The following is a 15,709-nucleotide window of genomic DNA, read 5'->3' as shown; positions in this document are numbered from 1 at the left end:
GGTCTTCAATTTAAGTTACTACCTTGTCGTTGCGTTGCATCATCACACTGCTCCGAGTTCATAGAGTGACAACGGTCTGCTTACTGCTGGTCTATTTTTTGCTAATGATCACGAATAGAAACCAGAAGCGGCAAAAGCAGACCTGTTTTTATCCAAATAGCTTCAGAAATAGACTTTGCCGCCGATAGTAATATAACTGCTTTTTACCGCACTCAGTGACCGAGTGTCGATGTTCCAAGGAGTATTCGATGAATCCAGTAGGAAGCACTTCTGTTAATAACTATGCCAAACAATCTGTCGCCTCTAAGCAAACAACTATTGCACAAGAGGAAGGCAACGCTTCGCCGCTAAAAGTCGAACACAATAAGGTGACACTGTCTACGGAGGGCAAAGCGCTCCTCGCCGCTCTACAGCAAATCGAACACGACAGTAAGAGAGTAGAAGCAGAAGATAAATCTGTTGGTGAAAAAGTGGAGTCCTTCACACATGGTGCACTTGGCATGGATCACCCTGACAAAATCGAGGAAGAAGAAGACGGCTCATACTCTGCGGGTCAATACCTTTCTGCGGCCCTCACTGTCGGTGGCATCATATTAGCGTTGGTCTAATAATCGTTACGACAATAAATCCTATTTGAATAAATCACTAACTGCAGCCCATAATTTGATACGTCAAAGAACGATATGTCGTAAACGTAGGTTATATACTCCTCAATTCGACCGCTCTTATGACCTTAGAACGCATACTCGTTTATTGCTCCCTAAACTAGGTTTCTTGTGAAGGCACTGAATGGATAACTTTAGTCCATGCTTTCAACTCCTAAGCGTAATCCAAGCCCACGTTTGTGGGCTTTCTTCTTTCTAAATTCACAAACGTTAGAGGTTGATTCACTTTTTCTACAAACCCAAGCAAAGACGACAATTTAGTTAAACTTTTATTACCGACACAAAATCTTCATAAATCATTGTTTTAATGCCAGCGCTTTCAATGAACAAGGAAAATATAATGAAGCGCTTAGTATCTCCAATCGTTACCGCAGTGGCAGCATCAACCCTCTCTTTTAATGCACTCTCGGCCGAAATCAAAAACGTTATTTTGATGATCGGCGATGGCATGGGGCCTCAACAAGTTGGTCTACTAGAGACTTACGCCAAACACGCACCTAACTCGATTTACCAAGGCGAAACTACCGCTTTGTATAAACTCGCTCAAGAAGGTGTGATTGGATCATCACTGACCAATCCAGAAGACGCGATTGTCGTCGACTCTGCGTGCTCCGCAACGATGCTAGCAACAGGAATACCTACCGCTTCTGAAGTCATTGGCATTGATAGCCAAGGCAACCACGTTGAAACCATTTTGGAAAAAGCCAAAAGCAAAGGTAAGGCTACGGGTCTCGTCTCTGATACACGTATGACTCATGCAACGCCAGCCGCATTTGCCGCTCATCAACCACACCGTTCTCTAGAAAACAGTATTGCGGCGGACATGCTAGAAACTGGCGTTGACGTGATGATGTCTGGCGGACTTCGTCATTGGATTCCAAAGTCGACAAACGACAAGGGAGAGACATACGAGCAACTTGAAAAGCTCACTGAAGGTAATGTCTACCTAAAGTCGAAACGTAAAGATGAGCGCAACTTGCTTACTGAGGCGCAAGACCAAGGTTACAACCTGGCTTTCAGCCGCGATATGCTCACACAAGCTAAAGGTGACAAATTACTTGGACTTTTTGCTTACTCGGGCATGAACGATGGTATTGCCTACAGCCAAAGCAAAAACGATCCAAAACGTACGCAGCCATCACTGAAAGAAATGACCACCAAAGCAATCGACATCCTTTCAAAAGACAAAGACGGCTTTTTCTTAATGGTTGAAGGCGGTCAAATTGACTGGGCTGGCCACAGTAACGATGCGGGTACGATGCTGCATGAAATGATCAAGTTCGACGAAGCGGTAGACTCGGTTTATGAGTGGGCAAAAGGCCGTGATGACACACTGATCATTGTTACCGCTGACCACGAGACCGGTTCTTTCGGCTTTAGTTACTCATCAGCAAACTTGCCTAAACCGCAAAAACGCGACGGCGAAGCATTCAAAAATCAAGATTACGCGCCAAACTTCAACTTTGGTCAGTTCGAAATCCTCGATGGTTTATACAACCAGAAGAAAAGCTACTACGGTATGATCAGCGAATTCCAAGCGCTTGATAAGAAAGCTCAAACACCAGAGAAGTTTGTAGAAATTGTGAATGCAAATAGCGCTTTTTCGATTACGCCTGAGCAAGCAGAACGCGTATTAGCAAGTAAACCAAATCCATACCGACTCGCTGGACACAAATACTTAAGCGAAGAGAACGTTCCTACAATCAATGACTTTGATGCGTTCTTTCCTTACAACGACCGTGGCAACTTGCTAGCTCGTGAGCATGCAACAAAGCAAAACACAGTATGGGGAACGGGTACTCATACGCATACCCCAGTCAACGTATTTGCTTGGGGACCGGCAGAAACTATCCTTCCGGTATCAAAAATCATGCACCACTCTCAGTTAGGCGAGTACTTAAAGCAACAAATCAAATAATCGGCTTGCACTTACTTCACGACTCGTGATGTTCAAACGCTCTCTTAAGGGAGCGTTTTTTTATGCATGAAAATAGTTGACGTTTTAAACAATAAACCTCAATAATTATAGGTCTTTGATTATATGAATGAAGAAAATGTGCGAAATATTTGCTAAGCAGCCCCAAGACAACTATCAGTTCATCACCCGCTCTATCCGTATTGATGGTCACGCCACAAGTGTAAAACTTGAAGCGAGCTTTTGGACGATTCTTGAGGAAATTGCTAACGCTCAAAACATGACTGTTCCTAAGTTTATTAGTACGGTCTATCAAGAAGCGCTCGAATACAATGGTGAAGTAAACAACTTTGCCTCCCTACTCCGCTGCGCCTGTCTCACTTACGCTCGCCAGCCTAAAGAGACGATTCGTCAAGCACTGACACAACTAAACACTTAATAACAACCAACCACCGACCAACCTACCAATAACCCTCATAGGCTATGCAACAGAGTTGTAAGCCATTGAGCATGTTCTAATTTGTCGTACTAGAGTACTACCCAGACTCCTTTTGAACTCGCTAACCTATGCGGACTATCAAGGAGTACCCATGACAAAAATGATTCACACCATGATCCGAGTCAGCGATCTGGACCGTTCTCTACAATTTTACCGCGACGTACTTGAGCTAGAAATCAAAGACCAATACATCTTTGATGGTTTTTCTCTGACCTATCTAGCCAACGAAGAAACTGGCTTTGAATTAGAGCTAACACACAATCACGATCAAACTGAGCCTTACACTCACGGCTCAGGCTACGGTCACCTTGCTGTCAGCGTAGAGGACATCGAACAAACTCACAAGCGCATTAAATCTCTCGGTATTGAAGCGGGTGACATCAAAGCTTTTGATCACCAACAAAAGCATTTGGCAACGTTCTTTTTTGTGACTGATCCTGATGGTTACAAAATTGAGTTCTTACAACGCCAAGGGCGTTACCTATAACAAAAAGAGTAAACATCATGATTCACTTGACTGCTACCTTTCACGCACAACCGGGAAAAGAACAGGAACTGAAAGTAGTGCTCACCCGAGCACTTGAACCCACTCGCAATGAGGAAGGTTGTGTTCGTTATCAGTTATTCCAAGATAAAGACAATGCGTGCCACTTCGTTTTTCAAGAGCAATTTAAAGACCAACAAGCGTTCGATCTTCATGGTGAAACAGAACACTTTGCTCTTTTGATTAGCCAAATCGGCAACTTGTTAGAATGCGAACCGAAATTGGTGTTCTTTAACGAACTGTAAAAACACCGCTTAATGCAAATAAAAAGGCACTCTTTCTAGAGTGCCTTTTCGTACTGTTGTGGCTGTGATTACACGTCTTGTTTCTCTACCATGTGCAAATGCACATCTTGTTGTGGGAAAGGAATCGAAATGCCTTCTCGGTCAAAGCGCAGTTTCACTTCTTTTGTCACATCCCAATACACGTCCCAATAATCATCAGTTTTTACCCAAGGACGAACAATAAAGTCTACAGATGATGTGTTTAACGTATGCACTTTGATCATCGGCTCTGGTGTACGAAGTACTGCAGGGTGAGAAGTAATGATATCAGACAGCACTGACTCGGCTTTCAGCAAGTCATCCGCATAGCCAATGCCAAACACCATATCCACACGGCGAATGCGCTCGTGTGTGACGTTCTTAATGACATCTCCCCAAATTTTACTGTTAGGTACAATAATAATTTGGTTATCAAACGTACGGATTGTGGTGTTCACCAAACTCATATGGCTTACCTTACCATCCACGCCACCAGCATACACAAAGTCACCAACATCAAATGGGCGGTAAATAAGCAACATCATACCCGCCGCGAAGTTGGACAAGGTGTCTTGTAAGGCGAAGCCGATAATCACACCAGCAATACCAAAACCGGTTAGGATCGGTGCTAGGTTCAATCCGAGCTGAGATAGGCCCACCATGATACCAATCACCCACACGAATTTGCCGGACATTGAGATAAAGAAGTCCTGCATCAAGTGTGAGAGTTTTAAGTTTTTCGATGAAACCGCCTTGCTGACCACTTTGCGCGTTAACTTCGCAAGCCCACGAGCTATCAATAAAATCAGCGCAAATACAAACAACTGGAAAATGTGCTGTGGCGCATTTTCGGCAAACCAGTCTAGTGCCGAGTTGGACCAATGGCTCAGTATTGACCACACTACTTTAGTATTCAGTAAATCGTGGGTGATATTTCCTGTCACTTCGAAAATTTGGCGTTTATATTCGGACGTTTCTAAACCGACTTTATCGCCAATCGAAATTAAATTGCGTAGGCTTTCCGTCGCAATATTCAGTCTTTGCTTAGTAATAAGCTGACTTAGCTGCAGTGACGCTTTTTCCGATTCAGGGCTTGACGAAAGTTGAGAGCCGATGATCTCACTTTGCTGACTCAAGTACTCAATTGAGGCAGACAGCAAACGCATGCGTTTATCAACTTTATCCTTTAGTTCCGCTTCTGCGCGCTCATTTTGAGCCCCTAACTCTTTCAGCCAAGCAAGGTTTTGCCAACTTGAATCGAAGCTGACATCGAGGTAATGCTGTAACTCTCGGTAATCATTAACAAGAGCAAGTTTCTCTTCATCCTTGGCTTTATTTAAATCTTCAACGACTTTCTTTATTTTTTCCGACAGATAGTTTGTGGCGTCCTCAGAGTATTTTTCCTGCTTTTTAACCAAGGAGATCAATTTGTCGCGAGGGATAGTTTCACGTTCAATCGCTGATGCTAACTGACTTCTTAACTCTTCATTTTTTTGGAACAGCTGCAGTTGAAGCGCGTCGCGCTCATCACCACTCGCTTGCGAGAGACCTTGGGATAAATCCACAATTTCTCGATTCAAGTTATCAATAGAAGTTTCGGCAGCAGAGGGCTCTGGCGTATCCTGAATATCTTTCGCATTGATGACCATCGGGGCCATCATACCGAGGATAAGCGTGAATAATGCCACCCAAGATGTCAGGCGTATTTTCTGGGGGAAATGAAACGTCATGTTTACCTCTTAGGGAACAGTTCTGATCAAAACGACCAAGAATAGAAGTGTAAAGCCTTGAAATTATATACCTAAGTTTACAACACTAAATAATAAACTGAGCAGCATTTCGTTAGTTGGGCGTCAAAGTTGAGAAACCCAATAACAAACAAGCCTTTCATTATTAGATGAAAGGCTTGTGTACATTTAACTACGGGCGATTGGGGTGATTCAGAATGTGGTCTTCCCAATCCACCACATCAATCTCGTATACCACTTTATTGCGGACACTTTCGCCCGCCGCGTGCATCGCAGATTTCGAGCCCGTAATCAACGGATGCCATTCTGGTAAAGGCTGCTTTTCAGCCAACAGGCGATAAGCGCACGTATGCGGCAGCCAAGTAAAATCGTCGATGTCTTCGCGCGTCAGCTTGGTGCACTCTTCACCCGAAGTAAAACGATTTGGGTAATCCTTACAAGAACACGTTTTGCTATTTAGCCAGCTACAGGCCACATTGGTGTAATAGATTTCGTCGGTATCTTCGTCCATTAGCTTATGCAGGCAACATTTACCACAACCATCACAGAGAGATTCCCATTCCTCTTCTGTCATCTGCTCTAACGATTTACTTTGCCAAAATGGAGTGCTCATACTTCAGGTCTCACCAAGGGAATTTAGGGGGCGATTTATACCCCTCTCGACGCAAAAGTTCAAGTTTTGAGAAGATCTCGAATCATTCACACATAACAGTAGAGATATTCAACTACTTTCGCTTTACTGTTCTATCCTTAAACAAGTTTCCATTACTCAATTGATCAAGAAGGCATTAAGGAGTTTTCATGGGTATTATTTCTTGGATTATTTTGGGCTTAATCGCCGGTGCACTCGCAAAATGGCTCATGCCAGGAAAAGATGGGGGTGGCTGGATTGCGACAATGCTACTCGGTATTGCCGGTGCATTTGTCGGCGGCTTTCTTGGCGGTATTCTGGGTTTCGGCGGGGCAACTGGCGTAAACATCGGCAGCATCATTACCGCAACGCTGGGCGCATTTATTCTGCTGTTTGTATATAACCGTTTCTTAAGATAATCACGATGATTTAAAAACAAAAAAGTTAAAAGGGAGCGTGGCATTGAACACTCCCTTTTATTTTTTCTTTTTCCTGCTCTTCCAATCCACGTCAAAATGACCATAATTGCCTCCTCAATTTTTAAGAGGTTTACATTATGGATTGTCGATTAGGATGCGGAGCTTGCTGTATTGCGCCAAGTATCTCTTCACCGATACCTGGAATGCCCAAGGGCAAACCAGCAGGTGTTCGTTGCGTGCAACTCAACGATGATAATTTGTGTAAGCTGTTTGGTAAGCCTGAGCGCCCTAACGTTTGTCACGATTTTAAACCGTGTCCGGTTGTGTGTGGCAAAACCAACCAAGAAGCGCTCGACAACATCACTGAGCTAGAGCAACTTACTTAATCTATTCAGAGCCCCCGATTAGTCGTTACCAAGCTCTCGTAAGTACAAGTAGATGGTATCGCGCGAGATGCCAAGATGGTTTGCAACCATTAAAACAGCATCTTTGTATTTAAAAATGCCTAAGCCGTGCAGTCGCGTCACCAGTTCACGGTTACGTTTAGAAGGCGCAATGGCTTCATTTTCCCACACTTCTGTTTGCACGGTTTCTATCGTGCTGATGATGGTTTCATCGATATTACGCGCAAACGTTTCTGGTGAGCGAGCACCACCAACACAACACTCGGTGTGTTGCTTAGGCAGCATTGCCTTTAAAAACGCCTGCATCGGTGCATCCATATCCACGTTGATACACAGCAAACCAATCGGTTTGTTTTTTGGATTTCTGACAATTGTCGTAATGGAGTGCAAGGTCTTTCCGTTCGACGTTTTCGTCAGGTACGAATCAGAAACGTCCTTGCCCTCTCTTAACTTCATTCTCGCTAAGTTGGTAATTGGGGCACCTTCACTGCGTTCCGTCACGTGCCCGTTTGCGATTTTGATGATTTCCGGCGCTTCGGCATCTAAGCTGTGGAGAACCACTTCAGTGTGTTCACCATACATACGTGCAATGCCATCCACGACGTTTTTCATAGAGTTCAAAATATCGAGATCACTCTTGGTGAGTTTCTTTAGTAGCAATGTTACTTCCCTTAGCAAAAACTGGAGGTTAGGCCGACATAATATCGATAATAGATTTGTCAGTATACGGCATACCGAAACGAACCATTGAGCCAACATTTCTTATCGTTTGCTCAACTTCTTCGCCTACTATACCTTGATTCTTAACACTGTGGTTACCCATCGCCATCAAATATGAGCGCACCGCCGTTGTCGATGAAGTACACACTTTCATCGCACAAGAGGACTTCGCACCATCGCACACCATACCTGAACTGTCGCTGATGACGTTTTGAATGGCGTAGCATGATTGCTCGAATGTACCACCAGCTAAATACACCAGCGCCATAGATGCCGCCGCACTGGTAACAGTGTTGCCACAAAATGCGGATAACGGTGGGTAATAAGATTTGATGTAAATAGCCCCTAAATGACTCATGATCAACGCGCGAGCCAGCTGTTCTTCGTCGTTTTGAAATGCTTCTGCGGCAACTACAACTGGCATTGTAGCGGCAATACCTTGGTTCCCACTGCCGAAATTGCTCATGGCTGGCAACGTCGCCCCTCCCATGCGAGCATCAGACGCCGCTGATGTCATCATCTGTATACGACTCATTAAGTCATTGCCCAATAAGCCTTGCTCGATGTTGCCTTTTAGCGTGCGTCCAATTTCTAGGCCGTAACCTCGGTCGATACCCTCTTGAGCCAGCAAGGTATTAAGCTCTGCAGCTTGGAGAATGAATTTGATCTCTTCAAAAGGCGCCTGAGTGGCAAACTCATAGATTTGTTTGATCGAAATATCCACACCTTCACAAACAGAAGCGGTTGCAACGCGTTGCTGCGGTGGAGCATCAAAAATCACGTCGCCATTGCGCATGATCTGGATAATGTTGGTGTGACCGCCACTGATCGTGACCGAAACAACATCGTCACCAGAGGTGAGCGTTACGCTGCAATAAATGAATTCTTGCGTATCCATGCGCGCTACAGTTACCCGCTCTTCATCTATCAATTGTTGCGCAGCAGCAACATCCTGCTTATTAATCCGAGCCAACACTTCCAGTTCTGCTGTTGGGTCACCGGCTAATGCACCAACTGAGGCGGCAATTTTGAGGCCTATCTTGCCCGTTCCAGGTACGAAAACACCCATCGAGTTTTTAAATAGGTTGTCTGAAACACGCACCTCTATCGCATCAATATCGGATGTGCCTAACTCTTTTCTAGCAACTGCTGCCGCGTACGCAGCAGCAATGGGTTCTGTACATCCTAATGCAGGTTTCACAACTTGCTTAATGATTTGGATATATTGTGTCCATTGCTGGTTCATGCTCTGTTCTCCGTATTACTTTTTATGAGCAATCGCTTCGACTTCAATTAACACGCCAAGAGGCAAATCTTTCACTGCGAAGCAACTGCGTGCCGGACAATCTTGTTGGAAAAACTCTGCGTAGACCTTGTTAAACTCGGCAAAGTCATTAATATTCGATAGGTAACACGTTGTTTTTAAAACAGTATCGACACTGCCACCACCAGCCTCTAAAACGTGCTTCAAGTTAGTAAGAGATTGATGACTTTGTGCACTGATGCCGCCTTCAACGACTTTTCCTGTTGCCTTATCAACGGGTAATTGGCCAGAAGTAAAAATCAAATCGCCATAGCTAGTGCCATGTGAATAAGGTCCGATAGCAGCAGGCGCGTGTTCAGATGAAATCAATTTTTTCATTTTCAAATCCTCACATAAATTTTATTTTTTATTAAGAAGTTTCTAATTCAACTTCCGTATTAGCGTTATTTTTTCAATTAAATATGAATTAAACAACTAGATCAGATCACAAAATTCGTTAAAAACTCCAATTTATTTAAACTTCTTCGCCAAGATCTCAAATTTATCTGAATTTTCCACAAAAAAATTGGTGATATACATTTTCTCAATTAAATTTGAGAAAAATTCATACTAACAAGAGAAACAATAAAATGAGCGTGACAGCACCTACACAAACCTTACCTATCGGTAAAGAGCCACCGCACGTAAAAGCAGGCATGGCCCTAGACGAGTGGAAAGCCGCGATCAAGTTTGATAGCACAGACTGGGGATGGGTGATCATGAGTATCGGCATGGCAATCGGTGCCGGTATTGTCTTTTTACCAGTAAAAGTAGGCGTATTGGGCCTTTGGGTATTCTTGGCCTCTGCCGTGATCGGCTACCCAGCAATGTACTTATTCCAACGCCTTTTCATCAACACTCTCTCAAGTTCACCAAAGTGCCAAGATTACGCTGGCGTCATTTCCGGCTACCTTGGTAACAAATGGGGGGCGTTATTAGGTGTGCTCTACTTCATCATGTTGGTGATTTGGGTCTTTGTTTACTCAACAGCTATCAACAATGACTCGGCATCTTTCCTACATAGTTTTGGCATCACGGAAGATTTATTGTCTGAAAACCCGCTATATGGTCTGGCTTTAGTGTGCGCGCTGGTCGCTATTGCATCTCGTGGTGAAAAGATTTTGTTTAAGGTCAGTACTGGTCTTGTACTGATTAAACTTTGTACCGTTGCATTACTTGGCGTCATGATGATCGAGAAATGGGATGTAGCGAATGTCGGTGCGATTCCAGAAACAGGCGCTGGTTTGAAAGATGCAATTGAGCTACTGCCGTTTACTCTAACGTCTATTCTCTTCATTCAAAGCTTGAGCCCAATGGTGATCTCGTACCGATCAAAAGAAAAATCGATTGAGGTTGCTCGCTTTAAAGCCATGCGCGCAATGAAAATTGCTTTCGGTATCTTGTTTGTGACCGTCTTCTTCTACGCGATTTCCTTTACGCTTGCGATGTCACATGAACAAGCGGTTAAAGCAGCAGAAGAGAACATCTCTGCTCTTGCGATGGTTGCGCAAGGTATGGACGGCACGACGCTAAAACTAATGAGTTTGATGCTGAATATTTTCTCAGTAATGACTGCGTTTTTTGGCGTGTACTTAGGTTTCCGCGATTCTTGCCAAGGTCTAGCGATGCTGGCTCTAAAAAAGGTCATGCCTGAAGATAAGATCAATAAAGACTTAGTCACCAAGGGAATCATTCTCTTTGCGATTCTCATGGCGTGGGGTGCAATTGTATTGAATCTACCAGTTCTGAGCTTCACATCAGTATGTAGCCCTATCTTTGGTTTGATTGGCTGTTTGATTCCAGCTTACCTTGTCTACCAAGTGCCTTCTTTACACAAATACAAAGGCACGTCGCTTTACTTGATTATTGCGACTGGTATTTTGTTGTGCGTATCACCTTTCGTCGCATTTAGCTAAAACCTACTTTGCCTTGGCTGTTACTCAGGTAGTGATGGCCAAGGCAACCTTAAGATTCAACCTCTCCTCTCCCTGCTTTTCTCTCATCCTTGAGAACTCTTGCCACATACCGTCCCATTTGCAGTCTTTACGCGATCTCCCTCACACTTAATTGACAATTCTCAACTATGTTCAGCGGGTCATTTAAGTAGAAATTAGGAAATAACATGAACAAGTATTTAGCAGAGGCTTTTGGTACGTTCTGGCTAGTATTAGGCGGTTGCGGTAGCGCAGTGTTGGCTGCAGGTTTCCCAGACGTGGGTATTGGTCTGCTGGGCGTTGCTCTGGCCTTTGGTTTAACCGTTTTAACCATGGCATTTGCAATCGGTCATATTTCAGGTTGTCACTTGAACCCGGCAGTGACGGTTGGTCTTTGGGCTGGTGGTCGTTTTGAGACAAAAGACGTTGCGCCTTACATCATCGCACAAGTGCTCGGCGGGCTGATCGCTGGTGGCATTCTTTATGTCATCGCGACAGGACAAGCTGGATTCGATGTTGTGGGTTCTGGTTTTGCCGCCAATGGTTATGGTGAACACTCGCCGGGTCAGTACTCCATGCTCGCTGCGCTAGTTTCTGAAGTTGTAATGACGATGATGTTCCTTATCGTAATCATGGGGGCGACAGATAAACGTGCACCTCAAGGTTTTGCACCTATTGCGATTGGTTTGTGTCTGACTCTTATTCACCTGATAAGCATTCCTGTCACAAATACCTCAGTAAACCCGGCTCGTAGTACAGCAGTCGCAATGTATGTGGGTGACTGGGCAGTTTCTCAATTATGGCTGTTCTGGGTTGCGCCTATTTTGGGTGGTGTACTTGGTGCAGTCATCTACAAAAACCTTCTTGGTAAAGAATCGAACGATTAATCGTTCCCAACTCCCAAAATCAAAAAAGCCGCTGAATTCAGCGGCTATTTATTAAATTCTGTGTCGACCTAACAGCGAGTGTGACAACGTCGTGCCATCGACAAGCTCAAGTTCTCCACCGACAGGCACACCATGCGCGATGCGGCTGGCATCAACTTGGTGTTCTTTACATAGCTCTGCGATGTAATGTGCAGTGGCTTCGCCTTCAACCGTCGGGTTTGTTGCTAAAATCACTTCGGCTATATCACCGCGACGTAAGCGGTAATCAAGCACATCCAGTCCAATATCACTTGGACCAATACCGTCTAGTGGTGACAAATGTCCCATAAGAACAAAGTATCGACCAGAATACTGGCCCGTTGCTTCGACTGCAGCAATGTCTGCCGGGCTTTCTACCACACAAATTTGACCATTTTCTTGGCGTTTTGGGTTAGTACAAATATGACAGACTTCTTCTTCGGTGAAGGTTCGACACTCAGTACAATGACCGATTTCTGTCATTGCCTGGCTAAGCGCATCTGCAAGTTGCAAACCGCCTTTTCTATCGCGCTGTAACAAATGAAAGGCCATACGCTGCGCCGACTTGGGGCCAACCCCAGGTAGACAACGTAAGGCCTCCATCAATTGCTCCAGCATATGACTGGTACGCATTAAAAGTCCGCTTAATTAAATATCAGCAGATTAGAATGGCATTTTCATACCTGGTGGTAGTTGCATACCGCCAGTTACAGAAGCCATTTTCTCTTTTTGAGTTTCTTCAACACGACGGGCCGCATCGTTGAACGCCGCAGCGATCAAATCTTCAAGCATTTCTTTGTCGTCTTCCATCAAACTTTCATCGATGTCAACACGACGTACGCTGTGACTACCAGTGATAGTAACTTTTACTAGGCCAGCACCAGACTCGCCAGTTACTTCCATATTCGCGATTTCTTCTTGAAGCTTTTGCATGCGATCTTGCATTTGCTGGGCTTGCTTCATTAGGTTGCCCATACCGCCTTTACCAAACATGTTTATCTCTCTGGTTTAATGAGGTGTTGCATCAATTAATGGGGTTATAACCTTAGGTTTTCAACCCCATTCCATTCGATTATTAGATAGGGCGCACACTATCTTTATCAAGCTCTGCAGCAAAACGACGTTCAATAAATTGAACATTTGGATCGTTTTCTAAACTATTCAGAGCTTGCTGTAACTTCTCTTGATAGAGCCTATCTCTAAGTTCAAGTGGTGTTTCTCCACTCTCCCCTATTTCGATGCTCATGTGGCACTCTTCTCCTAACACGGTATTAAGTGCTTTAAGCAATTCCGCTTGAGCTCTATCAGTATTCAAATGAGCTTGGCTGCTTCTCAATAGTAACGAAACGGTTGTTCCTTCCTTACTATAATGAGAGTTTAGCGCAAGTTGCTCTACCAGCTTAGGGATCTCCATTAAGCTGATTAGCTTCGCCCATTCATTATGTTCTAACGATTCATCGATGAGCTTTTGTGCCATTTCAGGCGTTTTCTCATGCTCAAGTGCCTGCTTGAGCTGCGTAGGTGTCAGTTTTGTATTCACTTTTGTCTCAACAGGCTTGCTTGGACGCCAGCGATACGCTTCCTCAACTTGTGGCTCCGTCGACTTCGGAGCTGAGTTTGGCGACACCTGCGCGGAATTGCCATGCAATTGCGCTACTCGGTCGATAACCGATTCTGGTTGTGCAGATGCCGCTTTAGGCTTTTTTGAGCCACCATTTTGAGGAGTGTTCTGTTGTAGGCCTTGACGCTGAGAACGTAATTGGTGACGTAAACCGCTTAGACCACCGCGCGCCGGTGTTGAAACGCTCTCTTTCACTTGCTGAGGTGGCGTTTCATGCTGCGGCGCTGGGTTTTCGCTCATCGGCGGCGCCATATCATACTGTGGCGGAACCGTTTCATATCCACTCGCGTGATACTCAGGTTGTGAATTAGATGAAGGTTGAGGCGCCACTTGTGGTGTGCTTTGCGCTGGACTCGGCTGCTGAGTTCGAGGAGCAGCTACTGTATGAGCTGGTGCAGTCTTTGGTTGACTGGCACTTTGAACTGGGGCTGAAGCTTGTTCGCAGTTACTAGAAACAATATTTGCCCCACTGTTATTTGATGGGCGGAACGCCATCATACGCAGCACAATCATTTCCAGACCGACTCGCCCATTTGGCGAGAGAGTCAAATCTTCACGACCTTTCAATGCAATTTGGTAGTAAAGCTGAACGTCTTGCGGACTTAGTGCTTTACTCAACAACTCGATTTTTTCTGCATCTGGCTGCGCTCGGTCTAGCGACGCTGGCAGCGCTTGATACATCGCAATTCGATGAAGCTGTGTTGCGACTTGCTGCAACAAACCATCCCACTCAACACCATTTGCTGCTAATTGCTGGATTTTATCCATGGCTTGTTGAGGTTGCTTGCTGCTGATTGACTCCAGTAAGTGAATCGCTTGGTCGGTATCAATCGTCCCCAACATGTGGCTGACAATATCGGTTTGCACCGTACCGTTACCTAAAGCAATTGCTTGATCGGTCAAGCTGAGAGCATCACGCATACTGCCATCTGCAGCATGTGAAATCATACCCAGTGCTTTTGGTTCTGCCGATACTTGCTCTTGACCCAAAATGTAGTCAAGTTGCTGATGAATATCATCAACGCTGATCGGTTTGAGATGGAACTGTAGACAACGCGACAATATAGTAACAGGCAGCTTTTGTGGATCGGTTGTCGCGAGTAAGAACTTCACATACTCTGGCGGCTCTTCCAGGGTTTTCAACAACGCATTGAAAGAGTGACGCGATAGCATGTGCACCTCATCGATGAGGTACACTTTAAACCGTCCACGAGCAGGTTTGTATTGAACGTTGTCTAACAGTTCGCGAGTGTCTTCAACTTTAGTACGTGATGCCGCGTCGATTTCAAGAAGATCGACAAAGCGACCTTCATCAATTTCACGACAAGTATCGCACTTACCACAAGGTGTCGCGGTAATACCGGTTTCGCAGTTCAAGCCTTTGGCAAACAACCTACCGATACTCGTTTTACCCACACCACGAGTCCCGCTGAACAGATAAGCATGGTGTAAACGGTTTTGCGCCAGTGCGTTTTCCAACGCCGTCAGGACATGTTTTTGTCCGACAACTTGGTCAAACTGATTAGGACGCCATTTTCGCGCTAAAGCTAAATAACTCATTGAATGTATTAATGTCCTTCAAAATCGCAAATGCTGTATACGTTTAGACCTAGTGCTTCTAAACGTTTATCACCACCGATTTCTGGTAGGTTGATAACGAACGCAGCGTGCTCAACTTCACCGCCCAGTTGGCGAATCAGCTTAGTCGTCGCTTCAATAGTACCGCCCGTTGCCAATAAATCGTCGACAACCAGTACTTTGTCGCCTTCAACGATGGCATCTGTATGGATTTCTAGTGTGTCAACGCCGTATTCAAGCTCATAAGATTGAGCAACAGTAGGACGTGGTAGCTTGCCTGGTTTACGCACTGGTACAAAACCAACACCTAGCTCAAGCGCTAAAGGCGCACCAAATAAAAAGCCACGAGCTTCCGTACCCACAACCTTGGTAAAGCCCATATCTTTGTAACGTTCAACAAGAAGGTTGATCGTCGCTTGGTATGCTTTTGCGTCTTCAAGAAGGCTCGTTACATCACGAAATAGAATGCCTGGCTTTGGGTAGTCTTGGATGCTTTTGATGCTAGATTTGATCAGTGAAATTGTTTCTGTAGTCATAATACCGATTTACTTAGATTGGCT

Annotated in this window: 18 protein-coding genes; 9 read left to right on the top strand and 9 right to left on the bottom strand. The window is 44.8% G+C overall.

Translation table 11 applies throughout. The annotated features are described in order from the left end of the window. The first annotated feature begins 248 nt into the window (after positions 1 to 248). From EX191_RS01590 to EX191_RS01570, 5 genes are all read left to right on the top strand, one after another. Positions 249 to 608, top strand: coding sequence for a hypothetical protein (locus EX191_RS01590; RefSeq protein ID WP_193447018.1), 360 nt, complete (start codon positions 249 to 251; stop codon positions 606 to 608). A gap of 397 nt (positions 609 to 1,005) precedes the next feature. Then, complete coding sequence (locus tag EX191_RS01585) at positions 1,006 to 2,583, top strand: alkaline phosphatase (protein ID WP_193447017.1); 1,578 nt, start codon at positions 1,006 to 1,008, stop codon at positions 2,581 to 2,583. A 136-nt stretch (positions 2,584 to 2,719) separates the two neighbouring features. After that, complete coding sequence (locus EX191_RS01580) at positions 2,720 to 3,019, top strand: ribbon-helix-helix domain-containing protein (protein ID WP_031780613.1); 300 nt, start codon at positions 2,720 to 2,722, stop codon at positions 3,017 to 3,019. A 151-nt stretch (positions 3,020 to 3,170) separates the two neighbouring features. Continuing rightward, positions 3,171 to 3,566, top strand: a complete 396-nt coding sequence (locus tag EX191_RS01575; protein ID WP_005397245.1) for a VOC family protein — start codon at positions 3,171 to 3,173, stop codon at positions 3,564 to 3,566. A 17-nt stretch (positions 3,567 to 3,583) separates the two neighbouring features. Continuing rightward, entirely contained in the window at positions 3,584 to 3,868 is a 285-nt protein-coding gene (locus EX191_RS01570; protein WP_193447016.1) for a putative quinol monooxygenase, read from the top strand. Positions 3,869 to 3,936: 68 nt separating this feature from the next. Here EX191_RS01570 and EX191_RS01565 read toward each other — a convergent pair whose 3' ends face one another. Together EX191_RS01565 and EX191_RS01560 are read right to left on the bottom strand one after the other, a co-directional pair. Continuing rightward, positions 3,937 to 5,535, bottom strand: a complete 1,599-nt coding sequence (locus tag EX191_RS01565; protein ID WP_395194861.1) for a mechanosensitive ion channel domain-containing protein — start codon at positions 5,533 to 5,535, stop codon at positions 3,937 to 3,939. A 271-nt stretch (positions 5,536 to 5,806) separates the two neighbouring features. Continuing rightward, a complete protein-coding gene (locus EX191_RS01560; protein ID WP_005384948.1) occupies positions 5,807 to 6,247 on the bottom strand; it encodes a YcgN family cysteine cluster protein in 441 nt (146 codons plus the stop codon). Positions 6,248 to 6,435: 188 nt separating this feature from the next. On the opposite strand from EX191_RS01560, the gene EX191_RS01555 reads away from it, so the two are divergent. Beyond that, the gene (locus EX191_RS01555) at positions 6,436 to 6,684 is read left to right on the top strand and encodes a GlsB/YeaQ/YmgE family stress response membrane protein (protein ID WP_005397239.1); all 249 of its coding nucleotides are present in this window, start codon (positions 6,436 to 6,438) and stop codon (positions 6,682 to 6,684) included. Between the two features lie 137 nt (positions 6,685 to 6,821). Further along, entirely contained in the window at positions 6,822 to 7,070 is a 249-nt protein-coding gene (locus EX191_RS01550) for a YkgJ family cysteine cluster protein (RefSeq protein WP_025574470.1), read from the top strand. 18 nt (positions 7,071 to 7,088) lie between these two features. Here the strand turns inward: EX191_RS01550 and EX191_RS01545 are convergent, their stop codons facing one another. From EX191_RS01545 to EX191_RS01535, 3 genes are read right to left on the bottom strand one after another with little or no spacing between them, the layout of a single operon-like run. Continuing rightward, a complete protein-coding gene (locus EX191_RS01545; protein WP_171058476.1) occupies positions 7,089 to 7,748 on the bottom strand; it encodes a helix-turn-helix transcriptional regulator in 660 nt (219 codons plus the stop codon). A gap of 28 nt (positions 7,749 to 7,776) precedes the next feature. Continuing rightward, positions 7,777 to 9,054, bottom strand: coding sequence for an L-cysteine desulfidase family protein (locus EX191_RS01540; RefSeq protein WP_053319828.1), 1,278 nt, complete (start codon positions 9,052 to 9,054; stop codon positions 7,777 to 7,779). A gap of 15 nt (positions 9,055 to 9,069) precedes the next feature. Then, entirely contained in the window at positions 9,070 to 9,450 is a 381-nt protein-coding gene (locus EX191_RS01535) for a RidA family protein (protein ID WP_046874501.1), read from the bottom strand. Between the two features lie 317 nt (positions 9,451 to 9,767). Between EX191_RS01535 and EX191_RS01530 the strand changes: the two genes are divergently transcribed. Both EX191_RS01530 and aqpZ read left to right on the top strand, forming a co-directional pair. Further along, positions 9,768 to 11,027, top strand: a complete 1,260-nt coding sequence (locus EX191_RS01530) for an SLC5/6 family protein (protein WP_193447063.1) — start codon at positions 9,768 to 9,770, stop codon at positions 11,025 to 11,027. Between the two features lie 206 nt (positions 11,028 to 11,233). After that, a complete protein-coding gene (gene aqpZ, locus EX191_RS01525) occupies positions 11,234 to 11,932 on the top strand; it encodes an aquaporin Z (protein ID WP_053808790.1) in 699 nt (232 codons plus the stop codon). 51 nt (positions 11,933 to 11,983) lie between these two features. Here the strand turns inward: aqpZ and recR are convergent, their stop codons facing one another. The 4 genes from recR to apt all read right to left on the bottom strand — a co-directional run bounded on the left by recR (position 11,984) and on the right by apt (position 15,685). Further along, positions 11,984 to 12,583: a recombination mediator RecR gene (recR, locus tag EX191_RS01520; protein WP_031780610.1), complete on the bottom strand. Its 600-nt coding sequence runs from the start codon at positions 12,581 to 12,583 to the stop codon at positions 11,984 to 11,986. 30 nt (positions 12,584 to 12,613) lie between these two features. Continuing rightward, a complete protein-coding gene (locus EX191_RS01515) occupies positions 12,614 to 12,943 on the bottom strand; it encodes a YbaB/EbfC family nucleoid-associated protein (protein WP_005380618.1) in 330 nt (109 codons plus the stop codon). An 82-nt stretch (positions 12,944 to 13,025) separates the two neighbouring features. Continuing rightward, positions 13,026 to 15,131, bottom strand: a complete 2,106-nt coding sequence (gene dnaX, locus EX191_RS01510; RefSeq protein ID WP_193447014.1) for a DNA polymerase III subunit gamma/tau — start codon at positions 15,129 to 15,131, stop codon at positions 13,026 to 13,028. A gap of 8 nt (positions 15,132 to 15,139) precedes the next feature. Then, positions 15,140 to 15,685 carry an adenine phosphoribosyltransferase gene (apt, locus tag EX191_RS01505; protein WP_005380615.1) on the bottom strand — a complete coding sequence of 182 codons (546 nt, stop codon included), beginning with the start codon at positions 15,683 to 15,685 and terminating at the stop codon, positions 15,140 to 15,142. Positions 15,686 to 15,709 lie beyond the last annotated feature (24 nt).

It is taken from the genome of Vibrio chemaguriensis (assembly GCF_012275705.1).
Lineage (GTDB): Bacteria > Pseudomonadota > Gammaproteobacteria > Enterobacterales > Vibrionaceae > Vibrio > Vibrio diabolicus.
This window is presented reverse-complemented; position numbering and strand designations above follow the sequence as displayed.